This is a genomic window from Nitrospira sp. CMX1, from assembly GCF_054902215.1.
Genome location: NZ_JBUBKD010000045.1, coordinates 125,734 through 151,461 on the forward strand (window position 1 = coordinate 125,734; position 25,728 = coordinate 151,461).

The following is a 25,728-nucleotide window of genomic DNA, read 5'->3' on the forward strand; positions in this document are numbered from 1 at the left end:
GAAAGACGACTATGAACAACAAACCATTTGAGCCAGCTTGTCCGCTGCCGCTCTCAACAAAGAGCACCATCCAGCTCGCACATGGTGGCGGCGGGCGGCTCATGCAGGAGTTGATTCAAGACGTCTTCGTGGGGGCTTTCCACAATCCCATGCTGGACTCCATGCATGACGGTGCGACTTGGCCGGTGGAGAAGGGCACGCTTGCCTTTACGACCGATTCTTACGTCGTGCGTCCACTGTTCTTTCCGGGCGGCGACATCGGGAGTTTGGCGGTGAACGGCACGATCAACGATCTGGCCATGTGCGGTGCGAAGCCGCTGTATCTCAGCGTGGGCTTCATCCTGGAAGAGGGGCTCAGTATGGAGGTGTTGCAGCGAGTGGTGAACTCCATGGCTGAAGCTGCGCGGGCGGCGGGTGTGTCGATTGTCACGGGAGATACCAAGGTCGTGGATCGCGGTAAGGGCGACGGAATTTTCATCAATGCGTCTGGCGTCGGACTGGTGCCGAGCGGTGTTCGTGTGTTGCCGACGTTGATTCAGTCTGGTGACGCGATTCTTGTGAGCGGCGATCTCGGGTCTCATGGCGTGGCGGTGCTCAGTGTGCGTGAGGGGTTGACGTTCGCCGGCAACGTTGAAAGCGACACGGCTCCATTACATGGAATCGTGGCCGATTTGATCGACAGCGGCATCGACATCCATTGCCTGCGCGATCTCACCCGTGGCGGGCTAGCAAGCGTGTTGAACGAACTGGCCGTTTCAGCGAAGGTCGGCATGACGGTGGAGGAGACGGCTATTCCGGTGAACGAGCCGGTGCGTGGAGCCTGTGAACTCTTGGGACTGGACCCACTTTATGTGGCCAATGAAGGACGATTCGTTGCCATGGTGCCTGAGCCACAGGCCGAAGCGGCTCTGGCTGTGATGCGGAGACACAAGGCCGCGAGCCAGGCAGCTCGTATCGGCACTGTTATGGATCGGTCTACTCCGCCGGTCGTGCTGCGAACGGTATTGGGCACGCAGAGGATTCTCGATCTTCTCTCAGGAGAGCAATTGCCGCGTATCTGCTGAGCTGTGACGGAAGATAGGGAGCCGATTCATTCGACTATAAAAACTTTCCGTCGTAGTCTGTGGCATTCCGCGACAGTGCTCAGCGAGTCTTCTGTGAAATTTTCCACACTCTCAAAGCGAGCTAGGGCCTCAGGTCTGATGAAGTCCTGTGCTTTCAATAGGTTCAAACTAAATTTCGACCTCACTGTGGCTCGCTTCAATGGCACGATGGTTGCCACTTCCTTTCTTCGTATGATGCGAGAGGGAAAGGTGATGTCTTCACGGAGTGTCCTCGTATTTCTGTTCCTGATTCTGCCATGTCTTCTGACTACGAACGCCAGCGCGGAGCAGAAGAGTAGCGAGAAAGTGCTTCGTGAGCATTACGACTTGCAAGAGGGCAAGCGTCTGTACGGGGAGTATTGTCGGTTTTGCCATGGAGACCAGGGAAAAGGTCAGGCATTCGACGTCACCCCTCCACCAGCAGATCTCACGAGTCCCGCAGTCCAGCGGAAGTCCGATATCGAGCTGACACAGACGATTCACGAGGGTGAACGAGGCACGGCGATGGGGTCGTGGAAATGGGCACTATCGAAGGAAGAGAAGCAGCATGTCCTGCTTTATATCCGTTGGTTGGCCCAACCAAGAGAGCAAATTCCAACTCCGTCACGATGACGAGATCTCGAGATGAGAGACGACGCAATGGCGATGACCAACCATGAAAAGCGGAAGATCATCATCCCGTGGATCGATCCGGAAGAACGAGTGACCGTACACTTTCTTGATGAGAAAGACCTGAACGCCGAGGTGACCGGTACTACCGAAGAGCTGGTCGATCTCTCGATTGAGACCAAGGTGCCTCATATGAGGCAGCGGATCTCGATACCGCTCAGGCTCGCGGAACTGTCAGAAGATCTTGCGCACTATACGCGAGACCCTGAACGACCGCTCAAACATCGGCGACTGATGCTGATCATCAACCAGAATCGACCACCCATCATCTATTAGAGGGAGCCTATGGTGGAAGCTGCGATTCGAATCAGGATGCACGGTGGTGTTCGGATAATTCTCAAATGCGTACGATGAGCAAGCCTTCAAGGCTAACAACAGTCTGTGATGTCTGCGTAACAAGGCGGAATGTCTTATTGTCCGAAGGAGTGACGTGACGATGAAGGTCGTGATTGGGATCGATGGGTCGAAATACTCGGAATGGGCGCTGGACTGGGTGGGGAGGATTCCCTTCCGTTCTGCGCCTCGGGTGACGGCGATCCATTCCATCGATCTTAATTCCGCTCGGGTACCTGCTCTCACATATCCATCTGTCAGTGGGTACGAACCAGATATGGGGGAGGTGATTCATCTGCTGGAAAGCCGAGCGAAGCAGGTGGAACTTGGTACGAAGAAACGGCTGGGTGAGTTGGGATTGACCGGCTCTGTCCGTGTGGAACAAGGGCCGATCGCACAAGCGCTGTTGAAGCATGCGGGAGATACCGCGCTGATCGTAGTAGGGAGTCGAGGCTTGGACGCCCTTGACCGCTTCATGTTGGGGAGTGTGTCGACCGCCGTGACGCTCCATGCCACGACGCCGGTCCTGATCGTCAAGGAGCCGCCTCATTCTCCTCGGCGGATCTTGTTTGCAACAGACGGGTCCGCCTCATCCGGGAAGGCACTCCAGTTTTTGCTCAAGCGGTTCAAGGCTACGGCCGACGGCAAGCCTCTCGTCATTCTCTTGGTGCATGTGATGCCCTTCTTGCGGTACATGGCAGTGAAGGAGGCGGGAGAACAACTGTTGGCTCAGGAAGCAGCCAAACTCGAGAAGGTCGGGTACCGAGTCAGGCAGTTCCCTCAGGTCGGACCGGCGGCTGAAGAAATTATGAAGGTTGTGAATCTCGAACAGCCGGATCTGATTGTGACAGGTGCAAAAGGGTTGAGTGCGGTAGCCCGTTTCCTTCAGGGCAGCGTCTCATTGAAACTCGTTCAGCAACCCGCTTGCTCAGTCCTTGTCGTCAGGTGAGCTTGACAGGCTGCTCATGCACACCCCTACGCCTCTAGATGCGTGCTCGTCCCGGTACGGAACGAGCACGCCACCCTTCGGACTTCGGCCGATTCAGGACTGTACCTCTCCACCTTGCCGCATCTTTCCCAACAAATACTTCTCCCTGCGTCACAAGGCCGCTGCACAAAGCGTTGGACACTTCCCTGAGAAAAACTAGGACGTGATCAGCTATGCACTCTTCTTGTAGATGACAAGGCCTCCGATTAAAAGGGCGAGCATGACCACGGCGAATATTAAGAGACTGCTTTCCATAACCCCTCCATTTTAATGAATGAAATGCCAGGTTTCCCCTGGGTAACTACGATACCTGCTGTCTTGTTCTGGCGCTGATTTCAGATCATTTCCCTGTTGCAAATTCATGCCGGCATACACAGATCTCATTCGCCCCTGTGACGGTACAGCAACTATTATGCGCGTCTAAAAATGTCGTAAAGATAGAGAGGATGGGCTCAGGGGCCGAGATAACACGGGGGAATGGGGAGAATATCCTCAGAGCTGTCTAGTTTCTTGCACAGGCAGGGGTCTTTAGTGGCATCCCATCATTGAAGCGTCGATGCGGATTCGTGCAGAGGAGGAACTAGCCGGATAGACGCTCTCGCCCATGGGTACCAGTGAGGTCCTGATCGGGTCCGATCGGGACGATACGGGTCGGATTGATATCGTCGTGTGTGATGTAGTAGTGCCGCTTGATATGATCGAAATTCACGGTCTCGGCGATGCCATCTGTTTGGTACAGGTCTTTCAGATACCCGAAAAGGTTCGGATAGTCGAGAATCCGCCTGACATTGCACTTAAAGTGTCCGTGGTATACCGCATCAAAGCGAATGAGCGTCACAAAGAGCCGCCAGTCGGTTTCCACACACTCCTCGCCGAATAAGTACCGTCTCGTGGCAAGCCGTGCATCGAGTTGATCCAGTGCCGTAAACAATCGCCGTGCCGCTCGTTCATAGGCCAGTTGAGATGTGGCGAACCCCGCTCGATACACGCCATCGTTCACATTCTCGTAGATAAAGCTGTTGAGCTCATCGATCTCTTGTCGGAGCCCATCCGGATAGAGGTCGGTCGGACTTTCAGTGAATCGGTTGAATTCACCGTTGAAGATTCGCATCAGATCGTCGTCGGAGTTGGTGACAATGCGTTGAGTGATCCGGTCCCAGAGTATCGGGACCGTAAAGCGTCCGATGTAGTGTGGGTCGGTCGCTTTATAGGCCTCACTCAGAAACGAAAATCCATTGATGGGGTCCAAGGAGTGCCCAGGACCTTCACGAAACGCCCATCCTCGCTCATCGCGAATCGGATCGACTACGGTCATTCCGATCACGGACTCGAGCCGCTTCAGTTTGCGAACGATGATCGTTCGATGGGCCCAAGGACAAGCCCATGACACATAGAGATGATACCGATCCGCCGCGGCTGGATAGCCGGAGCTGCCATTGGCGGTGACCCAGCTGCGAAAGGAATCGGCCTGGCGTTGAAATTCGCCGGCAGGCGATTGTTCATGTGGAAATTGGGCCTGGATTTCCATGTAGCGTTGACCCCTTTCAAAGTCAGTATCTCATATAACCCGATCAATAGCGCTAGGCTGTCCCTACAAGAGCTGTTGCATTTTGCTACAGCGTCTTCTTGGGACCGTGGCAATAGGCGACGAGAATCCGCCAATGGACCAGGAAAACCTCATGATTGGAGGGCACGCCCCGTGCGAGGAGACTGACTGGAAAGACAGGAGTTGTTCATGGGGGGATAGTCAAGTGGCACCATACAGCAGAGGACAGTTCTTACAAGCCAGTTGTCGAGGTCTGGGGATCTGTCTCGTCCTTGCGATAGGGTCGGCTTGTGAGAACAAGGCGATCGATACCACTTCCATCGCGCACAACCCGTCTCCTGCATCATCACGACTGTTGCGTCTGACCCCGGAAGAGTTATCCCGAATGCAGTTGGAGCTCTCGCCGGTGGCGCGGGGAGAGATCCTTTCCCATCGTGAATTTCCCGCCACCGTTCAAGCCAACCACAACGAATTGGCTGAGGTCACGGCCCTGATTCGTGGCCGAGTTGTGAGGGTTTATGTCGATGTCGGGCAAGACGTGAAAAAAGGCACGCTCTTGGCTCTGCTCCACAGCGTCGACCTCGGTGTGGCGGAGGGTGAATACCTCAAATCAGGGGCCAGGCTGGAGGAAGCAGAACGATCCCATGTGCGAGCCACAGAGTTGTATGAGAACAAGGCGGTCAGCCTTGCTGAATTGCAGCGGCGTGAGGCAGCCATGAAGGCCGCCAGGGCCGAAGCCCGTGAGACCAGGAATCGTCTGGAGCTGCTCGGTGTGCCGCGCGAAGAAATTAATAGGCTGGATCGCGAGCATACGATCAAGGCCGACATGCCCTTGCACGCACCGTTTGACGGCCGGGTCATCACACGAAACATCACGAAGGGAGAAGTCGTCGAAACAGACCAGAAGCTCTTCACCGTGGCCAATCTCACCGACGTATGGGTGATCGGTAACGTGCCCGAAAAAGACGTCCGATTCATCCGCAAGGACCAGCACGTCAACGTGGTGTTGGCGGCCTATCCCCATGCCCTCTTCACCGGGATCATTACCTATATTGGAGACGTCCTCGACCCAGCCACGCGCACCATGAGTCTGCGGGTTACAGTCTCGAACCCCGATCGATTGTTGAAGCCAGAAATGTTCGCCATCGTCAGTGTGATGTCCACATCAAGTCCAGATGCGCTGAGTGTCCCGCTTTCGGCTGTCCAGGATGGATCGACCGGCAAGATGGTCTTCGTCCAACAGGAGGCCGGCGAGTTCGAGGCACGGACGGTCAAGCTGGGGAACGAAGACGGGGATGTGGTCAGGGTATTGGAGGGGGTCAAGGCGGGGGAACAGGTCGTGACGAAAGGCTCCTTCGTCCTGAAGTCTGAAATGGAGCGACATAAAATCGAGCCCACGCCATGATCGTCTCCCTTCTAGCATTCTCACTGAAGCAACGGATTCTGGTCATCGGCCTGGCTTGTCTGTTGTCCGTCATGGGCGTATTTGCCTTCGAGTTGATTCCCATCGATGCCTATCCCGACGTGACCAATATCCAGGTGCAGGTACTGACCGAAGCCGCGGGTCTCTCGCCGGTGGAGGTCGAGCGCTTCATTACCTATCCGCTCGAACTTCAGTTGACCGGGCTGCCTGGATTAGCGGAGATCCGGTCTCTTTCCAAGTTCGCCCTCTCTCAAATCACCGTCGTGTTCAACGACAACGTGGATGTCTATTTTGCGCGGCAGTTGGTTCTTGAGCGGATCATGGCGGCAAAGGAGCGACTCCCGGAGGGGCTTGACCCAGTGATGGCTCCCGTCACCACCGGGTTGGGCGAGGTCTTTCACTACTATCTCGAAGGCCCTTCGACCCTTCGACAAGCTCAGGACGGTCGGCTCAGGACAGGGTCTGATGCGACGACTGATGCCATGGTCATCCAGACGGAGCTGACCGACCAGCGCACGTTGCAGGAGTGGGTCCTGCGTCCCCAGCTGAAGAGTGTCCCTGGGGTGATCGATGTGAACGGGATGGGTGGGTTTGTCAAACAGTACCAGGTCGTGGTCGATCCAGCCAAGCTGCGCAAGTTCGACATCACGCTCCACCAGATCTACGAAGCTGCGGTCAAGAACAATGCGAATGCCGGGGGTAATGTCCTGGAGCGGCATGCCGAACGTGCAATCGTGCGGGGCATCGGGCTCATCAAAACGGTGGGTGATATCGAGTCTATCATCGTCAAAGAAGTCGGTGGGACGCCGGTCTTCGTTCGCGATGTGGCAGAGGTCCGCATCGGCCACGCCGTTCGCCATGGCGCGGTCGTTCTCAACGGAGCGCGTGAAGTCGTGATCGGAACGGTCCTTATGCTTCGTGGAGGTAATGCCCGTCAGGTGGTTGAGGCCGTCAAAACGAAAGTGGCGGATCTGCAGCAGAGCAATACACTCCCGGCAGGGACGAAACTGATTCCCTTCTACGACCGTATCGAACTGGTGAATGCCGCCATCAATACGGTACGCGATGCGCTGCTCGAAGGGATTGTACTGGTGGTCTTTGTCTTTGTGTTCTTCCTGGGCCATGTCCGTAGCGCCATCATCGTGACCGTCACGTTGATCGTCACGCCGCTTGTGACCTTTATCGCCATGGAGCGGCTCGGACTTTCGGCTAACTTGATGACGCTTGGGGGGCTGGCGATCGCCATCGGTGAGATCGCCGACGGATCCCTGGTCATGGTGGAAAATGCCTATCGACACCTGGCCCAACACAGCGGGGCTTCGGAGGAAAGCAGACTCAGCGTCATTCTCCATGCCGCCAAGGAAGTCGGGCGGCCGATCCTGTTCGGCATTCTGATCATCAGCGTCGTCTTTTTGCCGCTTATGACCCTGCAAGGAATGGAGGGCAAGATGTTCGCGCCGTTGGCCTACACGCTGGTGATCGCGCTGGTAGCCTCGGTCGCGGTGACGCTGACCCTGTCGCCAGTGCTGGCCTCTCTCCTCTTGCGAGGAGACCATCCGAAAGAAACGCGCGTGACGCTCTGGATGAAACAACGGTATCTGCCGGTGTTGGAATGGACCCTCCGCCACCGCGGACTGATTCTGGCCGGCTCAACAGCGATCGTGTTGGGCAGTCTCACCCTTGTGCCGTTCGTGGGGCGGGAGTTTATTCCACTTCTTGAGGAAGGGTCCCTGACCCCCCAAGTCGTGAAGCTGCCGAGTGTGTCGCTCTCCGAGTCCATAGAGTTGGAGAAGCAGACCCAAAAAGCCATGTTGGAGTTTCCTGAAGTGAAGACGGCGGTGAGTAGGATCGGGCGAGCGGAAATTCCCTACCATCCGGAAGATCTCTATGAGAGCGATCCGATCGTGTCTCTGCACGACCGAAGCACATGGAAGACGGCCACGACTCAATCGGGATTGACGGACGCGATGAGGAAAAAGCTGGCGGAGATTCCCGGTATCTCCGTCCTCATGAGCCAGCCGATTCAAGAGCGGGTGGATGAGTTGATTTCCGGTATCAGGACCCAATGCGCCATTAAGTTGTTTGGAGACGATCTCGATGTGCTTCGCGACAAGGCGAAGGAGATTGCCCTGTTGATGCAACAGATCAACGGGGTGAAGGATATCAAGGTCGAACAGGTTGCCGGACAGCCCTATGTGATGATCGACATTGATCGGCAAAAGATCGCCCGTTTCGGCATCAACGTGGCTGACGTGCAGGAGCTCGTCACCACCGCGATCGGGGGGAGAGCGGCAACACAGGTCTATGAAGGCGAGCGCCGGTTTGAGCTCAGCCTGAGATTTCCGGAACCGTACCGAAATAGCGTGACAGCCATTGGAGAAATCCGCGTGAAAGCTGCGACCGGGGCGCTCATTCCCATGAGCGACTTGGCCAAGATCGACATGCGGGAGGGCCCGGCTCGTATCAGTCGCGAGCAGGTCAAGCGCCGCATCTACATCGGCTTTAACGTTGTCGGCCGTGATATCGGGGGTGTGGTGGATGAAGGGCGAGCAAAGCTGGCCGCGGTACTCCATTTGCCGGAGGGGTATAGCATCGTATGGGGCGGTGCGTTCGAAAATATGGAGCGGGCCAACGCACGATTGCTGATTGTTGTGCCGATTACACTGGCGCTGGTCTTCTTTTTCCTCTTTTGGGCATTTCATTCGTTGCGCGACGCAACCATGATCATCCTCAATCTTCCCTTTGCATTGATCGGCGGGGTCCTGTCGCTGTGGGTAAGTGGCCAGTATCTGAGCGTCCCGGCTTCTATTGGTTTTATTGAGCTGTTTGGACTCGCGGTGGGCAATGGGATCGTACTGGTCTCCTACATTAACCAGCTGCGCCATGAAGGACAGTCCATTGATGACGCGATTCTGGCTGGGTGCAGCCTGCGACTTCGTCCGGTTGTGATGACGATGATGACCACATTGCTTGGACTACTGCCGCTGGCGCTGGCCCAAGGGATCGGGGCCGAGGTGCAACGTCCGCTTGCCAGCGTCGTCATCGGTGGGGTTTTTACGTCGACGGCACTGACATTGGTCGTCCTGCCTACTCTCTACAGTGTATTTGCCGAACAGACGGTCAGGAAAGAGGAGGTGCCGGAATGGGTGTGAGGGGGGCAGGTGGGCAGATGAGTATTTTGTGGCGCCATGATGCGCTCGTAACTGGTTCAGCAATTTGAACAGATACTTGGTAATGCAGGCGGAGGCTACCGACTAATTGAGGTGCGCCATGTCGCCATCGAAATGCTCACCTCCCCACCTGTTTATGAGAGGGAAAGGAAAGATGGTTGGTGCTTGTTCCATACGCGCAGTTGCGGACCAACGAACCTGCCTGCTTGGGAAAGGTATGGAAGAGGGAGGTCGCACAATTGGAATGTGCTCCCTCAATGCGCGCAGTCGATGACCAAGGAGTCTGTCTGATGAACGAAACAGGAGTGCCGTCACAGTCAGGCACTAAACTTGTAGGTAGTCCTTAGCAAGTCTGCCAGGCCGGTCCGGGCTGAAGACCTTCGCTGGCAGGCGAGGCCGAATCCACAGGGCAATCAGTTAGAATGGGGAAGGGGGCGTTTATGAGACACGTGTTGGCGAGTATGACCTTGTTGTGCCTCTTTATCGGTTCGGGAGCTGCCGTGCAGGCTGCCGGGGCCGGAGATCAGGAATTCTCCAAGGGGGACAACTTATTGAAAAACAAACAGTACGTAGAGGCACGCACGGCGTTGGAGGCCGGTATCCAGAAGGATCCGTCGAATATCCAGGCACATTTCAATCTCGCCGAAGCCTGTCGAGCCCTTGAGGCTTGGACCTGCGCGGAGGAACACTACGAGGCTGCGCTGGATCTGGATGCCAAATCCGGGCCGACAAAATCCTATTTGCCCAAGACCAAAGCGAAGGTCTGGCGGTTACGGGAAGAGACAACGGCTTGGAGGCTCCTGCACGAAGCGAAGGCGTTGGTGGCCGGTGGAAAGATGAAGCAAGCCCAGGAGACGTTGGAAAGCGCCGATGAAATGGGCCTGAATAGTGAACAGCAGGCCCTTCACCAACAGCTCCAGGCCAAACTTCCGCGGTCTCTGTCTGGGGCGAAGAAACAAGTCTCTGCCGGGGCGTCCGGAGGGATGGGGGACGCTGATAACCTCGATCGGCAGATGGTGTTGGTCCCGGCGGGGACGTTCACCCGAGGGAGCACGCTCGGAGATGATGAAAAGCCGGTACGGCAGATTTATCTCAATGCGTTCCGGATCGACAAGTTTGAGGTGACGGTTGGGCAGTACGCCAGGTATTTGGACGCCACGGAAATGGAAGAACCTCCGGACTGGAGCATCATGAATCAACCGCAACATCTGAGACGTCCGGTCGTCAACGTCAGTTGGGAGGATGCGGTCAATTACTGCAAATGGGCCGGTAAGCGTTTGCCGACAGAGGCGGAGTGGGAAAAAGCGGCGCGGGGTACCGATGGACGGATTTATCCCTGGGGCAATGAAGCTCCGACCAGGCTCCACGCGAATTACGGGAGAAAGGATTGGGACGATCATCAGGCCTTGTCCCCGGTTGGATCGTTTGAGGCAGGGAAGAGCCCTTACGGGATCTATGACATGGCCGGGAATGCGTGGGAGTGGGTGTTTGATTGGTACGAGCATGATTCTTACAAGAAAAGTCCGGAGAAGAACCCTATCGGGCCGGCAAAAGGTGATGAGAAGGTCGTTCGCGGAGGGTCCTGGTTATACGTGACCGACTTTCTCCGGTCTGCGCATCGGTTCAATGCCCAACCGATGAATCGACAGTTCGGATACGGGTTCCGTTGCGCAAAGACGCCGTAGCTATTTGCAGCGAGGTGGCGATGTCCATGGGACGTCGGTGGAGCCTTGAGAGATGGGGAATTGCATGCCGTTCCTCAAGAGATGCCGCTCAGCGATATTTGGCAAAGCAGAGAAGGTCGAGGTGATCGTAGTGATCGGGGAGAATCGTCTCAGCCTTATAGCCAAGGCCCATGAAGAATTGAATGTTGCGAGGCGTACGCAGCATGGTGCAGGCGTAAAATTTATGTGCATCGATGGCTGCTCGTTCAATCTCACGGATCAGGGCTTTCCCGACGCCATGGCGCTGATGGGTGGGAAGCACCGAGAGCAACCGAATGACACAGACGCCGGCCACCGTCCAGAAGCGCACGGAACCGACGATTGCTCCTTGATCGCCTGCGACGAAAATGTGTTTCTCCCTCGCATCTTCTTTCAGGCTCTCGAGAGTTTCGGTCGTCCAGCCACTGACGGTGTAGACACCGACGTATTCGCCGAAGGCGGATTGTTGCACAGAGAGGATCGCTGGAAAATCTGCTTCAGTCGCTGGTCGAATATGCACCACGGCATGGCCTTTGGTTAGGGGACGACGTTCGACGTTCATAACGCAATGAGATGGGATTCGCAAGGGTGATTGGTCGATTACGAAACACCCGCAGCATGAGGCGGTAGGGTGGATTGTGCCAGGCTGTCGGGGTTCATACAAGGAGGGGAGGTTCTATGCTCAAGGAAGTGGCGGGGGACATTTTACAGTCGAAAGCAGAGTTGGTGGCGCACGGTGTGGCCCCGAACGACGGGTTCGCGAACGGTCTGGCGTTGTCCCTGAGGCAACAGTGGCCGGCCATGTATAAGGATTTCAGGCACTATTGCCAAACATTTACGCCCAAGGCCGGTGAATTATGGGCCTGGGCGGGTGCCGGTGGTGTGCGAATCGTGAGCCTATTTACTCAGGAGCCGGCTCCAAGCCATGGAGCCAAACCGGGGAAAGCTACGATCGAGAACGTCAACCACTGTCTCAAGGCACTCGCCAAGTTGGCTGAAAGCGAGAAGGTCAAGAGCGTCGCGCTGCCGCGTCTGGCAACCGGGGTCGGTGGACTGGATTGGAAGGACGTGAAACCGTTGATCGACAAGCATCTCGGCCACCTGTCCGTTCCTGTTTATGTGTATGCGGTCTATCAGCCGGGTGCACAGGCAAAAGAAGGATGATGGTGTCTTGACCGAGTGAAACGGTCCGGCCTTGTGTACGTTGGGCTTGGAGACCACTCCCATGGCAGTGATTGCTCCGGAGCTCTATGACAGGTTGGTCGTTCTACGACGAACGCTCCATCAGTATCCTGAGCTGAGTGGGCAGGAAACTCGGACGGCCTCAGCCATCGGCAAGTTTCTTCACGATTTTGGCATTCCTCACCGCATGAACATCGCGGGACATGGGGTCGTGGCCGACATTCCCGGGGATTCCGGAGTGCCTTGTGTGGTGCTCCGTGCCGACATGGACGCGCTCCCCATTCAAGAAGAAACCGGTCTCGAATTTTTGTCGGTACACCGTGGCGTCATGCATGCCTGCGGGCACGATGGTCACACGACGATGCTGCTCGGCGCTGCAGCGTTGTTGTCTCAAGAGCCAGACTTGCCGGCACCGGTACGATTGATTTTTCAACCGGCGGAAGAAAAGGGGACCGGTGCGATCGCCATGATTAAGGAAGGTGCACTCGATGGGGCTGGTCTCATCTTCGGTGGCCCATCTGGATCGGCATTACCACCCTGGGACTATTGTGGTGAGCGAGGGGCCGGTCAATGCATCGTCGGATAATTTTGCCGTTGAGATCATCGGGCAGGGAGCACATGGAGCCAGACCGCATGAAAGTATCGATGCGGTGGTGGTGGGGAGCCTCATGATCATGGCGCTGCAAACGATCGTCTCCCGTGAGGTCGATCCGGCCCGGCCTTCGGTTGCTTCGGTCGGCCAGTTTCACGCAGGAACTGCACCGAACGTGATTGCAGGACAGGCCAAATTGGAAGGAACGGTGCGGGCACAAGATCCGGCTGTCCGCCAACAGTTGCTCAACTCCGTACGCCGCATCGCCGAATCGATCGGGCAGTTACACGGGGCGAAGATCTCTGTCACGGTGATCGAAGGCACACCGCCGCTCACACCGGATTTCATCGTGGACGAGGACTCTGCCTCGTATCCGTCCGGCGGCGATTACCGACTTGAGCAGATGCAAGCCGAGGGCTATCCAGCTCTGCTGCGTATTGAACGAGGGCGAGTCAAGAATCGAGAAATCTTTGGGCCGATGCGATTGGACTACGGGTTCTTCAAGCTGCAAGCCCGCCGGACCAACTATTTCTTGGCCCGCTCCGGCACGCAGGTCGTCGGGGCGGTCGGCTATACCATGGACCAGGTTGAACACACCGTGCGGGTATTCGAACTCATTGCGTTGGCCGATGATGTCGTGCGCTTTCTTCTGGTCGAACTTGAGCGGACGTGTCGGGAGGAGATGGGGAGTGAATACATTGAAATCGACGTCAGTGCTTATGCGCCACGCATGCAGCGAACGTTGCTGGAGTTGAACTTCCTTCCGGTCGCCTATGTGCCCGCCATGGTGTTCTATCAGGTCGAACGACTCGACATCGTGAAAATGGTACGGCTGAACAAACGACAAGATTTGGGGCCACTCGGTCTGACCGGGCCCGTTCAAGCCGTGGCCGATGTCGTGATGCGCGGATTTTCGACGTGCGTCATCGCGCCTCGTATGGCGCGGGCGATCAAAGAGGTCCCGTTGTTTCATGGAATGAATACCGAACAGGCGACCAGGTTGGCCGGAGTGTGCACGGTGAAAAGCATGCGAAGAGGGAAGCGACTCTTTGCGGAGCATGATCCAACCGACCGGCTCTATGTGGTGCTTCAAGGGCGGGTTATCATCAGCGGCGGACCTTCTCCGGCCATCATGGGCACCATCCATACCGGAGAAACCTGCGGAGAAGTCTCTCTCTTGTCGGCCAGACCTCACTCTGCCACGGCGATGGCCGTGAAAGAGATCGAGGTCGCCGAACTTCCTCGGAAAGACCTGGAAGACCTCATTCGACGTCGTCCCGATATCGGGGTGATTATCTACAGAAACTTGGCCATCGGACTTGGAGACAAGCTCCTCCGCTCAGGAGAGTGGAAGCGGGATCAGGAGCGAAGTGCAGCTGGGCGCTTGTTACACTAGCCTGTTATGCAGCCTCACTGCCATATCGGTGAAGCTTGGAACCGTTCGATGCCTTTCGTCGTAGGAGGACTTGCCGATTGTGATGGATCACCTCATCGACGATCATTCCGCAGTTGACGCAACGCCAGGCGTGAACCACGGAGGATGAACCAGTTTGTACGAGAAAGCTGTCGTCATAGACCGCGAGCCCATTGCATCGTTGGCAATTCATCATTCATCTCCCGATTGTGTCATTCGCTCCACCTGTGGAGCTTGTTGTGGAATTCTCGGGTCAGCCGCACGATTGGCATGTTTCATACGTGTGGTTTGCAGCATAGCGATCCCATCTTGAAGGCCCAGCAGGTATCGTCCTCGAATTTCAGCGGAACAGAGCTGATAGTCGACGCTGTGGTCTCGATTCATCACCGCGTCTCGAAGCCCGTCCGCTTCGGCTTGCCAGGCATCCGCCTCCGGCTCACTCCGAGCCTGTCTCGATCGTTGTCGACACCATTCAATTCGCTCAGTAATAGGGGGCATCGGTTGTCCCATTTGTTCGGTCATAGGGGCGCAAGTCCTTTGTATCAAGGCTTTGAAGCAAGTTGAGTGCCATGAGGGACAACGATCGAGAGGCAGATTGGAATTGCTCCTGGGACTCGGTGGATTCATAAGTAAGTATAAGAGGTTATGGTGGTGGGGGCCGTTCGAGATGCTAGGCCAGGGGGATGTCATGGAAGCCGTAAAAGTGAAGGAGGTGAAGGCAAATGAATCTAGTACTTTAACGTAACGAGAGAGTCGGTTTGAAACGGCCGGTTCCCCCCTGAGAAAGGCTTCACGCGAAGGGATATGTTCCGAAAGCGATGGCCCTTTGCCATGCCTGGAATACGGATGAAACTTGAGCGGTGGGGGGGAGGGTTTTGACATCGTGACGGGGGTGACCTTGACGAGATGAGAAGTCTTTCGTACTGATCAGGGCCGTGCTCCTTCATAGTCGTATCAGCAATCGGGTATAGTGGTCGCCAGGGATTTCTGACAAGGTCCCGGTGGATGTTCTATTGAAAGAGTTAACAACCTTATCGTGAGACAAGGAGTCGAGATGGGTGAGCATGGGGGCGGGTCCGTGAAGGAGTTTATGCATCGCTATCTGGAGGTCGTCTCACAGAAGGCGACGGTTATGGCTGTGGCCGAACGAATGAGCATCAAGCGGATCGGCTGTCTATTGGTTGAGTCGGATGATCCCACCCGAGGGCCAATCGGTATTCTGACGGAGACAGATCTCGTGCGGAAAGTCCTTGCCGCGGGATTAGATCCCATGGCGACGGCGGCAAGTCAGGTGATGGTCAGTCCCATTCTGACGATCACAGGTGACCGTACCATGTTGGATGCCAGCCATGTGATGGAAACCAATCATATCCGTCACCTCTGTGTGGTGGAGGCCGGAGAGATTGTCGGGATCATCTCCGTGCGGGATCTGGTGCGATCGTTCGTGGATGTGGAGAGCGGCCCAGTCAGTGACCTTGAGAAGGTCTACCGTCCGTTGAGCGTTCTGATGGCAACCACATTCGCGACAATTCCGAGCGACGCGTCTCTTCTCACTGCGGCTCAGCTGATGTGTGAGAAACGGCTCGGATCCTTGTTGACCATTGAAGCGGGTGAGATCGTCGGCATCGTGACGGAGTGCGACCTGGTTCGGCGAGGGCTTGCGATCAATCGCGCAGCAGAGCACACGCATGTCAGTGCCGTGATGAGCTCGCCGCTGCTCAGCATTGATGTCAATCGTACGGTCCGCGACGCCAGTAAGGCGATGGCCGAACAGGGCGTGCGGCACTTAACCGTGACGGAAAGCGGGAAGATCGTCGGGGTGCTCTCGGTGCGGGATCTCGTGAAAATGGTCGCTGTTCGGGATCGTCCCAGGTTTCTCAGCAAGCCGTCATAGGAAATAGGGAATCATTCCAACAGCATCACGGCCAGCTGAGGAAGCCAGGGGAGCATCAGCACGCCGAGACAAATGGAAAGGGCAACGATCGAGGCCGCCAGTTCCTCATCGAGCTGCGTTTCTGCTGCGATGATCAAGGCGCTGACTGCCGAGGGCATCATGGCGATCAGGACCACGACTGCTCGTTCCACTCCCGTCAGTCCCAATATCCGCACGGTCGTCAATCCGAACAGGAGCCCGCCACCGATCCGTGTAGCCACACCCACTGTGGCCAGACGCGCCGTTCGCCGGATCGTGGAGAAACTGATCGAGAGACCGAGCACCAGACTGGCAAGTGGTGTCGTCGTGAAGTGCAATGGTTTGAGTAGCTCAATGAGCCGGAGAGGGAGATGCTGTCCTGACAATTTGATGGCGAGAATGCAAGCCAGGGCACATAAAGGCGGCGACAACAGGAAACGGATCGCAGCCGACCTACGGGTGGCAGTCTGAGTGCTGTGCCAAACCGCGAGACCGTAGAGGACGGTGAGGGTCAGCGTCGTTTGACCGAGATCGAAGAGCACGGCGTATGTCAGACCCTCTTCACCGAATGTGGCTAGAATGACGGGAAAGGCAAAATAGACGGAATTGATGGAGCTCGTGGCCAAGACGAACCCACCTTGCGTCTCACGTGAAAGTGAGAGGAGCCGGGCCAGCCGCCAGGAGCAGACGACCATCGGAAGCGTAATGAGGCAGGCGGCCAACGGGAGTTTCCACGCTGTCGATGTCAGAGCGACCGGATCAAGCGAGACGAGGATCGTCGCCGGCAGACTGACGGAGAACACAAAAGTGGCCAACCGTTCGGCATGCGCTTTGGTCAAGATGCCACGGGATCGGAGGAAGATTCCGACGACAAACGTGACGACGAAGACGTGAAGAGACAGAGGCATAGCGGTCGATGAACGAGAAGGACATGATGCCGTTCTCTCTGCGCGCGATGCAATGTCTTCTTGGATGGGTATTTCAGAGCGCTTGATTCTTCAGCACGTTAGACTTAGAAGAGAGGAACAGAAGAGGGACCAGGATCAGAGTAAGGGGCTCTGGCACACGGTCAGGCGAATGTGATGGCCCCCTTGTTTCGTCGATATACCTGATATGGCAAGCAAACCAGATCGTGCCGTACGTCTTTCCAAAGCCGCCATCGAGGCCCTGTGGCAGGGCAATGTGGTCGGAGCGATCAACCTCGTACGCAAGGAGCGGGGTATCGGGATGGCGGAAGCGAAGGAGCTGGTGGTCACCTACATCGGCACACAGCCGGCCCTTAAGAAGAAGATTGATCAGGTGCTCGCAACGGCCAAACGGAGATTCATCGGATGGATGGCGGGGGTGTTGATTGTGGCGGCCGGCATCGCCTATTTCCTGATGCAGGTGCGGTAAAGTCAGCGATCATGCGCAAAGATGATGGCCCGCTACCTGGTCCTCGCAAATCTCCACCAACTCGTTTGGGCCTTCCAATGTTCGTTGATTGTTCAGAGTCATAGATAGTGAGTGGCAGCCTTCTTCAATCAAGTGGCTAACAGGGCCTTATCGTGATACGAAGGTTAACTTCGGTAAGCAGAGGTTATGCAGTACGAGTATAACGAGTATATGTCATTGGAGGTATCTGATGAACGATCAGGACACACAACGAGCGGTGGAGATTCTGAACCGGATTATGGAGCATGAATTAGCGGGAGTGGTACGGTATACGCATTACTCGCTCATGATCTACGGCTATAACCGCATTCCAATCGTGTCGTGGCTGAAAAGTAATGCCGACGAGAGCCTTGCCCACGCGCATAAAGCCGGGGAACTAGTCACCTTACTCGGCGGCCATCCGTCGCTGAAGATTGGAACGCTGCTGGAAACCGAGAAGCATGATGTGGGAGATATTCTGCGGGAAAGCTTGGAGCACGAGAAGGGCGCTGTCGACGCCTATTACGAACTTCTGAAAATCTCCGAAGGAAAATCAGTCCTACTGGAAGAGTTTGCGCGAGAAATGATCGTCGATGAAGAACTGCACCTTGACGAGGTCAACAAGATGTTGCGGAAGTCAGGTGATGTTCGGCCGTTTCGCTCATAACCCTTCAGGCAATGGGAAAGACAGCGTGCCAATAACATGTGGTGCAGCATCTTATAGCAGGTGATGTGCTATCGCTGATGGAGGTGCCGATGCGCCGATATCGCAAGATGAATGTGGCGATTGGTCTTGGTCTGATCTTGTGCTCGCTAGCGGGGGTGAGGGCGGTGTGGGCCAAGGTGCAGGTGTTGCCGGAAACGGTGCTCTTTGTGGAGGGCAAGAAGATCAGTGGACACAACAGTTTGCTGCATCATCCGGTGGTGAAAGGGGTGGTTGCGGCATTTGAGCGGGCAGAGTCGGGGCTACAACAAGAAGAGATCGATACCCTCATGCAGTTTTATGCTCCGTCTTACGACTACCACGGGTTGAAACAAGCGGACGTCCGACGGGTTTGGGGCGAAGTATTCGAGCACTATAAGGCGCTCGAGTCGCTCCATTTGTTTTCCGATATCAAGGTACTGAACGTGGATGGGACGCTACGAGTAGAGGTGACCTGCACGGGCGGGTTGTACGGGACCGATGAACAGAGCAGAAAGCGAGTGACCATCGACAGCTGGTTCCGTGAAGTCCACTATTTGATAAAAGACGGTGAGAACTGGCGATTTCTGGGCAATGCCGGCGAAGTGCCGGCTGCTGCCCCCTTTGCATCGGCTCCACATCACCCGCTGTTTTAACAGGATGCTGAAAAAATCCGCATCCCAAATCGCACCAGGCACCCGGTTGCTCTCGTCACTGAGCAAGAAGGTAATGGCCTTGGCTGCAGCCGCATGTTAATTGGAACAGTCATCTTTCTCTGTCATGCATGAGCTGTCGGCCTGATCGACCAACCGTGGCAGTTGCTTTGAGTAGTATTCTGCCTTGTGTTCATTGCTCGCTTGTTTGGCAGTTTGAGCCGCCCCTGCCATCGCGCGATATCGATTGGGCTGTCGCTCAAGCACCTTTTCGAACTCAGCCAGAGCCTCGACCGGTTTGCCAGCACGTTTCAGTGCCGTGGCCAACATCTCGCGCGCGGGAAGAATCGGCCCCGGAGTGACGACACTTTTTGCACTCGCATCTTCACAATCTGCCGCTCGGCGCAAGATGGTCAGCGCTTCGTCGTGCTTCCCTTGCGCGAAGGCGATGAGTCCCTGTACGATTTGGACCTGTATGTCGATCTGATCGGCCCAGTACGTCAATCCCATTGCGGCTGCCGTCTCGCGAAGTTCGATCAACCGCTTCAGTTCGATGCTCGATTTGTCTAGCTCTCCGCTCATGGCAGAACCAACACCGCGGGTGAAAGCATTCACTGCTTCTGCCTGCGGATACTTCTTCCATGGATACGCTTCCTGCTTAGGAAAGAGCGGCAAATTCGCGGCCTCCTGCCAGTCTGATCGTTCAAGCGCGACCCTCGCGGGAATAGCGGCATAGGCGTAGGCAACCGCCACCTTATCGATGCCTGTTTTGGTTCGCTCCTGCTCCGCAATGGCTCGTGCCGCCCGCTCCTGATGTAACTGGAGATGGGCATAGACCATGTAGTCGGAGGCATGATGCCCATCATGCGTTATCGTATCGTCCGCCGTCGCAACCGCCTTACGGTTGGTATCGATCGACTCTTCCCAGAGTCCCATGAGCGTGAAGATATGCGAGGGCATATGCAGCGCATGAGGGGCGTCCGGGGCGATGGTCGCATACTTCCTCGCCGCCCCAATTCCGTAACGGGCCAGCGGTGGATAGTCATAGCTGTGGATGAGGTAATGTGCGACACCGGGATGATTGGGTTGCTTGACGAAGAGCGGTTCCAGCAACTTGGCAGCTTGGAGTTGATGAGTGAACCGCTTATCCGCAGGATCAAAATTCGCCGAAAGGAAGAGGGCATACAGGACCGTTGCCTCCGTATCTTCTGGATAGCGCTGCGCCAGTTGGGCCATCGCCGCTTCGAATGCGTCGGCCCGTTCGCGATAGTTCTGTTTTTTCAGACCATGAAACAACACCTCGAATGCTGCCACATACTCGCGCTCTCGCTGGCTCTTGAGCCCTGCCTTACGAGCAGCCTCAAGCAACGTCGGCCCTTCCGTCATCGCGTTCTCGGACAGAGAGACGGGCCAGACAAATGGGTTATCGAGCATCGCCAAAGCCTTAGCCAAATGAGCCATCCCGCAATGGGGATCGGCTTTGAGTACCCGGTCCGCCGTGGCCATGGCCTGTTGCCATTGAAACGAGTAGTAGTAAGCCATCGTCACATTGAACTGGGCCTGTGCCTCCGCATTACATTCAACTTGGAAATGCAGGTCGCCAAGCTGAGCCTCGTGTGTATCTGCATCGTGTGCGCTCACCGCCGGTGCTCCCGCAAGGGCAATGAGCGTCGATATTAGTGCCATGGTTCGCCCTATGATATTCATGATCACCTCGTTGAGTATCAATTCAGCTAGCCAGTCGACTGGTGATTCCGAGCTTTCCGTATCACGCCAAACCCTGTTTCATCTGGTCATACTGCTCTTTCCTGAGTTCTCCGCTGGCATAGCGACGATCAAGAATCTGTCGTGGAGTTTCGTGCCCATGGTGCCCGATCTTTCCACAGCCGGGCATCATCCCGCGCCGCCAGAGCATAATAGCCGTGCCGATCATCATGATGAAAAGCAGCAAGGGGAAGATCCACATCCATGTCATTCCCTGCCAGCAGGCTGTCCAGGCATTCATTGTTCCTCCCGCGCCGTTATAGGCGCTTCGCAGATACCGTTATCAGGATTTACTATTGTGTATCCCGCTTTCTTAAAGTTACGTGTCCATCCAACGGGCGGCGCATCAACGCCGTCCGCTGGATAAGCAGATAGTATTTATTGGGATTCGTAAATCCGGATCTCCGGTTCCGCCGCGAGAAAGGGCTTCAACTCTCTCACCACATCATTGCCGAAGAGAGTGCTTTTCAGATAGCTCTCGGCTGACGCTCGTGCAGTAAATCCGTGAAGCACCTGTACATCCTCCTCACGCACCAAGAGTTCCTTAGATTCCGCGCCACAAATCGTCGTGAGAAAGGGATTCTTATATTTTGTGTAGACTGCCGCCGCCTTCGCGCGATTCTCCGCCGGGATCTTCAATGTAATCTCCAGATACGCTTTGCTCATCATGGCCTCCTGTCAGTGTGCGCGGAATCGCCGCGCCGCCGCTCTCGTCATGAGAGCGTATGTTCAAGCTAACAGGTACGGCAGAATTGCGATGTTCTCTAGATAACAGTTCCGGAGCTTTTTTAAGAATCGATTAACTTGTCGATTTCCTTGATGTCCCGCACGCAGACATACTCGCGGCTGTATGCCAGCACCCCTTGGTCACGGAGTTTATTGAGCATCGTACTCACCACTGGTCTTGTCGCTCCCACGAGATCGGCCAACTCTTGTTGTGTGAGACGAAGATGTTGCCCAAAGCCATGAGTGCAACGGGTGGCAAAGCCTCCTGACAGCTCTCGGAAGATCTCGGCGAGCCGGGCCTCGGTTCGTTTGAACGCGAAGCTTTCGAGCCTGCGTTCCATCCGGCGATGGCGCTGCGCGAGCAGCGAGACACATTCCAAGGCGACAGCGGGATGGTGCAGTAACAGGCACTGGAACTCATCAATCGGCGCTTGCCAGATGGAGACAGCCCCAATTGCGCTCGCTGTGTCTTCGGCTTCAGCGGCACGACTCAGGGCGGCGCCAAAGAAGTCACCCGCTCCCAACACCGCCGTGGTGAGCGTCGTCCCATCGGGGCTGATCCTCGTGAGGGCTACCTGACCATGGAGCACGCAATAGACAGTTTTCCCGGGGTCGCCGAGCTGGTAAATGGCGCCACGGTGCCGGATCGCCACAATCCGAGCCGTCGGACAGTCCCGACGGAGATCTTCTGGTGGAATTCCTGTCAGAAGGGGACACCCTTTCAACTCTTCCGGCTTCTTCATCGCTTGTGCTACCTTTCATCGTGCTCTTGGCTTCGATTGATTGGCCGAACGATGTGTAAACAGCTGAAGATCGATATTTCAATGCGACCAGCTATGAAGCACAGAAAGACAGTGGGGAAAATAGATGGAGAACTCGTCACGTCACTGATAGCGTCTTCCTCGTTGAGGGACAACCGTCGAGAGCCTCGACGCTGGCGATCTCGCATCCAGTTCGCTCCAATTGGACTACGGGTCTCCTCACAGAACCAGTTTCAACTTTCGTCCCCCTGAAATAGTAAACCCATTCCGCTGGTAAAAGGTCAGAGACCGATCGAACTGCGGTAGAGGCGGTGTTGTCACTTCGAGACGTTTCCACTCCCGTCCCTCACCAATCAGTTTGGCCTCGGCCAGGAGTGCGGATCCTATCCCTTTCGAGCGATATGGCAATCGGACATAGAATTCCGGGATCGTTCCATACACACCTTCCGTGTACAGGGCATAGCTTTCATACAACGCCAGAAACCCAACCGGTTTGGAGTCTAGTTGCGCAAGCAAGACAGTGTACAAGCCCTGCTTCATCCATGACCGAGCTCGCTCCTCGGTTTCAGCATGATTAAATCCAAAGACCTTGTCGTTCACCGCTGCCATGATGTCATGCAAGAGTTCACCCACCATCGTGGCAACGGCATCTGCGTCGTGAATTTCAGCGCGAACAATATGGACGGTCATGGTGGTCTCCAGTGTCACGCTACGATCTGTGTTGAGTCTCGTCAATGACGAATCGGACCTTTGATAGTCCAAGTGTCTAAGAAGCTGGTTTCACTCCAATACGACAAAATCATTCAGCATGGGGCGCCTACCCAAGTTCTTGTGAGCCATGTGAGTACCTGGACTTTGTCTCGTACATAGAAGATAGTGGTTTTATGTGTCCGACCCACAGCCTTGTCGGGTGAACCGCTATGCCACGATTGATCGCGGTGCTTGGTGAGTATACGCCCTCGTATGGTCCGCACCAAGCGACCGATGCGGCTATTGAACATTCCAAAAAGTTTTTGGGCGTGGACATCGGCGTTGAATGGATCTCCACTCAAGCGATCGATGAGCGGGGTTTGAATGACTATTCAGGTCTGTGGATTGCGCCAGGCAGCCCTTACAAGAGTTTGGAAAAGACGTTACGCACGATTCAGTATGCGAGAGAGCACCGAGTCCCCTGCTTGGGCACGTGTGGCGGATTCCAACATATGTTGCTGGAATATGTCCGCAATGTGCTTAGTTTGAAGGATTCCGGCCATGCTGAATATGATCCCTATGCCTCGAACCTGTTTATTTCACGGCTCGCCTGTTCCTTGGCAGGTCGCGAGATGGAGTTGAATCTCGTAGCCGGCTCACAGGTGGCTGCTATTTACGGAGCGACATCAGTGAAGGAGCAATACTATTGCAACTTTGGGGTGAACCCTGAGTATGTTCCTCTTTTGAAGCAGGGGCCGCTCAATGTGTCCGGATCAGACGCGGAAGGGGAAGTTCGTGCCGTCGAGCACCCTGGTCACCCTTTCTTCGTCGGGACTCTCTTTGTACCTCAGCATCGGTCGACTCGTGAACGACCACATCCTCTTGTAACGGCCTTCCTGAAGGCTGTCTTGAAACGGGCAGAGACCTCGGTCAAGGATACAGTGGAGCACTGAAGTTCGTTCGCTTTCATACTCCAGCCCGCCTCCTCTGCGGAAGTACTTTGGGGACATGTGGAACAACCATTCCTTGACCGCCGCTACAAGGGAAGGCACATCCTTTGCGCCAGGTAATAGTCGGGTTGATCCTCGCCGTCTTGATCGTTGGGTTCACCCTTATGGGTTGCGTGGATAGAATGGTAGAACCCTCGGACGTGTTCGGCGACGTCCATCGAGGAGAGACCTACAGTTCTGCGTCAAACATGATCGACGACTGGTACGCGGTCGAAGTGATCGATACACAAACCTTTGCCATCAACGAACCGAAATCCTCGCAGTACAACACGTCGTATCTCCTCGTCGGAGAGACTCGATCTCTCATGTTCGATGCGGGGAGCGGCGAGCGTCCGGCCGGTTCTCGATCCATGCGCGAGGTGGCGGAGCTGTACACAGGCAAGAAGCCAATCTCACTCATCCTCTCCCACTTTCACTACGACCACATCTCTGATGCCGCTGCGTTTGACGGCGTGACTCTTATCGACCGCCCGGACATCCATACCACAATCAAAGACGGAGTCTATACGATCGGTCCATTGGAGTCGCACGGGATGGATTGGCGACCGCTCAAGGTTGCGCATCTTGTCGCGGATGGTGAGGCCCTCGATATTGGAGGCCGGACCGTCGAGGTCTTCAACTTGCCAGGGCATACCACGGAGTCGATCGTGCTGTTCGATCGGCATCGCAACCAGGTCTTCACCGGTGATTTCGTCTACCGACATCTGAGCGGCATCATCGCCTTTGCATCGGGGTCCGATCTGACGGCGTACAAGGAGAACAGTACGCGGTTGTTACACCTCACCAATGCCGACACGCTGTTCTTCGGCGCACATGGCATCCCACGGTTTGATCGCGACTGGCTCACGCTGTTCGATCGTGAACTGGACAAGATTGTTAAGGGCACAGCCACGTACCGGTATGCGGCCCATTATCTAGCTTCAGGCATCCCCTGGCGGGTCTATCAGAATGGTGATCTGTCCATTTATACGACGCCCCTGGTTGATCCCCCGGTCTTTTGGTCAAAATGGATATGGCTGCTCGTCGTGACCATGGGCCTCCTGTTCTTGTACCCGCTGTACCGAATCGTGGCGCCTTGTTTCTAGACGACAGATAGCCATGGCTATGCAATTGGATCAGGTTGTTCCATTCGGTCGCTCTCTCGATGAATATCGGGCGATGTTCTCCTTGTCTCTCGAGGATCTGACCAAAACTATCGTCGACGTGGCCGGTGGTCCGGCAAGTTTCAATGCCGAGATGCCGGCGCTGGGGAAACGTGTGATCTCTGTGGATCCGTTGTACACATTCTCAGTCGCTGAAATTGAGCAACGGTTCTATGCCATCGTTGATGGGATTGTCGGGCAGATCAAAGAGACGCCGGGTGATTGGGTCTGGAGGTTCCACCAATCACCCGAGCAGCTGCGAGCGCACCGCACTCAGGTACTCACGCGATTCCTCGCGGACTACGAACAAGGAAAAGCAGACGGTCGGTACGTCATCGGCGAGCTTCCACGATTGGATTTTTCTGACGCACAGTTTGAGCTCGCCTTGTGTTCACATTTTTTATTTTTATACTCGGATCACTTCTCGTACGAGTTTCACCGTGCCGCTCTCTCCGAGTTGTTGCGAATCGCGGAAGAAGTCCGGGTGTTTCCCCTGCTGACCCTCGCCCTGAAGCCGTCTCCCTACCTCGCACCGCTTCTTGAGGACTTCGCACGCGCCGGCTATCACCATGAAATCCGCCCCGTGTCCTACGAACTCCAACGCGGTGGAAACCAGATGCTGTGCATCACGCGGGCAGATGCCAGGTAATGGCCGGATGTCGTTCCAGGCTGTTATGGAATAAACCCCCTGCTCATGTTCTTCCCGCTGTGCAGCGACAGAACCAGCCATCGACAAGTCTATCATCGGCAGCACTGTTTCACTTTGATACATTCGAGACTATTGAGTACAGGCGTCACCTATCTGCACTTGTACGCATGTTTCGAAGAGAGTAGCCTGTGTTCTTGAGACAG

The 25,728-nt window shown here is 55.7% G+C and carries 26 protein-coding genes; 17 read left to right on the plus strand and 9 right to left on the minus strand.

All coding sequences use genetic code 11. The features are described 5' to 3' along the window. The first annotated feature begins 11 nt into the window (after positions 1 to 11). The 4 genes from hypE (at position 12) to ACYX34_RS12020 (ending at position 3,054) form a co-directional block, all read left to right on the plus strand. Positions 12 to 1,064: a hydrogenase expression/formation protein HypE gene (gene hypE, locus ACYX34_RS12005; RefSeq protein WP_462076801.1), complete on the plus strand. Its 1,053-nt coding sequence runs from the start codon at positions 12 to 14 to the stop codon at positions 1,062 to 1,064. A 252-nt stretch (positions 1,065 to 1,316) separates the two neighbouring features. Further along, positions 1,317 to 1,715 carry a c-type cytochrome gene (locus ACYX34_RS12010; protein WP_462076802.1) on the plus strand — a complete coding sequence of 133 codons (399 nt, stop codon included), beginning with the start codon at positions 1,317 to 1,319 and terminating at the stop codon, positions 1,713 to 1,715. A 12-nt stretch (positions 1,716 to 1,727) separates the two neighbouring features. Further along, positions 1,728 to 2,048, plus strand: a complete 321-nt coding sequence (locus ACYX34_RS12015; protein WP_462076803.1) for a hypothetical protein — start codon at positions 1,728 to 1,730, stop codon at positions 2,046 to 2,048. A gap of 160 nt (positions 2,049 to 2,208) precedes the next feature. Next, on the plus strand, positions 2,209 to 3,054 hold the full coding sequence (locus ACYX34_RS12020) for a universal stress protein (protein ID WP_462076804.1): 846 nt from the start codon (positions 2,209 to 2,211) through the stop codon (positions 3,052 to 3,054). Positions 3,055 to 3,673: 619 nt separating this feature from the next. Here the strand turns inward: ACYX34_RS12020 and ACYX34_RS12025 are convergent. After that, positions 3,674 to 4,621 carry a glutathione S-transferase family protein gene (locus tag ACYX34_RS12025; protein ID WP_462076805.1) on the minus strand — a complete coding sequence of 316 codons (948 nt, stop codon included), beginning with the start codon at positions 4,619 to 4,621 and terminating at the stop codon, positions 3,674 to 3,676. A gap of 403 nt (positions 4,622 to 5,024) precedes the next feature. Here ACYX34_RS12025 and ACYX34_RS12030 point away from each other — a divergent pair, with 403 nt between their 5' ends. The 3 genes from ACYX34_RS12030 (at position 5,025) to ACYX34_RS12040 (ending at position 10,917) form a co-directional block, all read left to right on the plus strand. Continuing rightward, the gene (locus tag ACYX34_RS12030; RefSeq protein WP_462076806.1) at positions 5,025 to 6,044 is read left to right on the plus strand and encodes an efflux RND transporter periplasmic adaptor subunit; all 1,020 of its coding nucleotides are present in this window, start codon (positions 5,025 to 5,027) and stop codon (positions 6,042 to 6,044) included. Then, the gene (locus ACYX34_RS12035; protein WP_462076807.1) at positions 6,041 to 9,214 is read left to right on the plus strand and encodes an efflux RND transporter permease subunit; all 3,174 of its coding nucleotides are present in this window, start codon (positions 6,041 to 6,043) and stop codon (positions 9,212 to 9,214) included. Before ACYX34_RS12030 ends, ACYX34_RS12035 begins: the two co-directional genes overlap by 4 nt. A 458-nt stretch (positions 9,215 to 9,672) precedes the next feature. Beyond that, positions 9,673 to 10,917 (plus strand): SUMF1/EgtB/PvdO family nonheme iron enzyme, encoded by a 1,245-nt coding sequence (locus tag ACYX34_RS12040; protein ID WP_462076808.1) that lies wholly within the window; start codon positions 9,673 to 9,675, stop codon positions 10,915 to 10,917. A gap of 88 nt (positions 10,918 to 11,005) precedes the next feature. Here the strand turns inward: ACYX34_RS12040 and ACYX34_RS12045 are convergent, their stop codons facing one another. Then, positions 11,006 to 11,497, minus strand: coding sequence for a GNAT family N-acetyltransferase (locus ACYX34_RS12045; RefSeq protein WP_462076809.1), 492 nt, complete (start codon positions 11,495 to 11,497; stop codon positions 11,006 to 11,008). Positions 11,498 to 11,613: 116 nt separating this feature from the next. Here ACYX34_RS12045 and ACYX34_RS12050 point away from each other — a divergent pair, with 116 nt between their 5' ends. The 3 genes from ACYX34_RS12050 to ACYX34_RS12060 all read left to right on the plus strand — a co-directional run bounded on the left by ACYX34_RS12050 (position 11,614) and on the right by ACYX34_RS12060 (position 14,105). Then, complete coding sequence (locus ACYX34_RS12050) at positions 11,614 to 12,099, plus strand: macro domain-containing protein (RefSeq protein WP_462076810.1); 486 nt, start codon at positions 11,614 to 11,616, stop codon at positions 12,097 to 12,099. A 61-nt stretch (positions 12,100 to 12,160) separates the two neighbouring features. Continuing rightward, positions 12,161 to 12,703 (plus strand): M20 metallopeptidase family protein, encoded by a 543-nt coding sequence (locus ACYX34_RS12055; RefSeq protein WP_462076811.1) that lies wholly within the window; start codon positions 12,161 to 12,163, stop codon positions 12,701 to 12,703. Next, complete coding sequence (locus tag ACYX34_RS12060) at positions 12,606 to 14,105, plus strand: cyclic nucleotide-binding domain-containing protein (protein WP_462076812.1); 1,500 nt, start codon at positions 12,606 to 12,608, stop codon at positions 14,103 to 14,105. The genes ACYX34_RS12055 and ACYX34_RS12060 overlap by 98 nt, the downstream gene beginning before the upstream one ends. A 210-nt stretch (positions 14,106 to 14,315) precedes the next feature. Here ACYX34_RS12060 and ACYX34_RS12065 read toward each other — a convergent pair whose 3' ends face one another. Continuing rightward, a complete protein-coding gene (locus ACYX34_RS12065) occupies positions 14,316 to 14,645 on the minus strand; it encodes a hypothetical protein (RefSeq protein ID WP_462076813.1) in 330 nt (109 codons plus the stop codon). A 532-nt stretch (positions 14,646 to 15,177) separates the two neighbouring features. Here ACYX34_RS12065 and ACYX34_RS12070 point away from each other — a divergent pair. Then, positions 15,178 to 16,017, plus strand: a complete 840-nt coding sequence (locus tag ACYX34_RS12070; RefSeq protein WP_462076814.1) for a CBS domain-containing protein — start codon at positions 15,178 to 15,180, stop codon at positions 16,015 to 16,017. A gap of 11 nt (positions 16,018 to 16,028) precedes the next feature. Here the strand turns inward: ACYX34_RS12070 and ACYX34_RS12075 are convergent, their stop codons facing one another. After that, positions 16,029 to 16,943 (minus strand): AEC family transporter, encoded by a 915-nt coding sequence (locus ACYX34_RS12075; protein WP_462076815.1) that lies wholly within the window; start codon positions 16,941 to 16,943, stop codon positions 16,029 to 16,031. 205 nt (positions 16,944 to 17,148) lie between these two features. On the opposite strand from ACYX34_RS12075, the gene ACYX34_RS12080 reads away from it, so the two are divergent. The 3 genes from ACYX34_RS12080 (at position 17,149) to ACYX34_RS12090 (ending at position 18,786) form a co-directional block, all read left to right on the plus strand. Further along, positions 17,149 to 17,430: a hypothetical protein gene (locus tag ACYX34_RS12080; RefSeq protein WP_462076816.1), complete on the plus strand. Its 282-nt coding sequence runs from the start codon at positions 17,149 to 17,151 to the stop codon at positions 17,428 to 17,430. A 229-nt stretch (positions 17,431 to 17,659) separates the two neighbouring features. Beyond that, positions 17,660 to 18,115, plus strand: a complete 456-nt coding sequence (locus tag ACYX34_RS12085; RefSeq protein WP_462076817.1) for a ferritin-like domain-containing protein — start codon at positions 17,660 to 17,662, stop codon at positions 18,113 to 18,115. 89 nt (positions 18,116 to 18,204) lie between these two features. Then, complete coding sequence (locus ACYX34_RS12090; RefSeq protein ID WP_462076818.1) at positions 18,205 to 18,786, plus strand: hypothetical protein; 582 nt, start codon at positions 18,205 to 18,207, stop codon at positions 18,784 to 18,786. Positions 18,787 to 18,882: 96 nt separating this feature from the next. On the opposite strand, the gene ACYX34_RS12095 is transcribed toward ACYX34_RS12090, so the two are convergent. From ACYX34_RS12095 to ACYX34_RS12115, 5 genes are all read right to left on the minus strand, one after another. After that, entirely contained in the window at positions 18,883 to 20,490 is a 1,608-nt protein-coding gene (locus tag ACYX34_RS12095; RefSeq protein WP_462076819.1) for a tetratricopeptide repeat protein, read from the minus strand. Between the two features lie 61 nt (positions 20,491 to 20,551). Then, the gene (locus ACYX34_RS12100) at positions 20,552 to 20,788 is read right to left on the minus strand and encodes an SHOCT domain-containing protein (RefSeq protein ID WP_462076820.1); all 237 of its coding nucleotides are present in this window, start codon (positions 20,786 to 20,788) and stop codon (positions 20,552 to 20,554) included. Between the two features lie 137 nt (positions 20,789 to 20,925). Continuing rightward, positions 20,926 to 21,213 (minus strand): hypothetical protein, encoded by a 288-nt coding sequence (locus tag ACYX34_RS12105; RefSeq protein ID WP_462076904.1) that lies wholly within the window; start codon positions 21,211 to 21,213, stop codon positions 20,926 to 20,928. 122 nt (positions 21,214 to 21,335) lie between these two features. After that, positions 21,336 to 22,016 carry a Crp/Fnr family transcriptional regulator gene (locus ACYX34_RS12110; RefSeq protein ID WP_462076821.1) on the minus strand — a complete coding sequence of 227 codons (681 nt, stop codon included), beginning with the start codon at positions 22,014 to 22,016 and terminating at the stop codon, positions 21,336 to 21,338. A gap of 237 nt (positions 22,017 to 22,253) precedes the next feature. Further along, on the minus strand, positions 22,254 to 22,724 hold the full coding sequence (locus tag ACYX34_RS12115; protein WP_462076822.1) for an N-acetyltransferase family protein: 471 nt from the start codon (positions 22,722 to 22,724) through the stop codon (positions 22,254 to 22,256). A 230-nt stretch (positions 22,725 to 22,954) separates the two neighbouring features. Here ACYX34_RS12115 and ACYX34_RS12120 point away from each other — a divergent pair, with 230 nt between their 5' ends. From ACYX34_RS12120 to ACYX34_RS12130, 3 genes are all read left to right on the plus strand, one after another. After that, entirely contained in the window at positions 22,955 to 23,677 is a 723-nt protein-coding gene (locus ACYX34_RS12120; RefSeq protein ID WP_462076823.1) for a CTP synthase C-terminal region-related (seleno)protein, read from the plus strand. Positions 23,678 to 23,781: 104 nt separating this feature from the next. Further along, entirely contained in the window at positions 23,782 to 24,819 is a 1,038-nt protein-coding gene (locus ACYX34_RS12125; RefSeq protein WP_462076824.1) for an MBL fold metallo-hydrolase, read from the plus strand. A gap of 13 nt (positions 24,820 to 24,832) precedes the next feature. Then, the gene (locus ACYX34_RS12130) at positions 24,833 to 25,525 is read left to right on the plus strand and encodes an SAM-dependent methyltransferase (RefSeq protein WP_462076825.1); all 693 of its coding nucleotides are present in this window, start codon (positions 24,833 to 24,835) and stop codon (positions 25,523 to 25,525) included. Positions 25,526 to 25,728 lie beyond the last annotated feature (203 nt).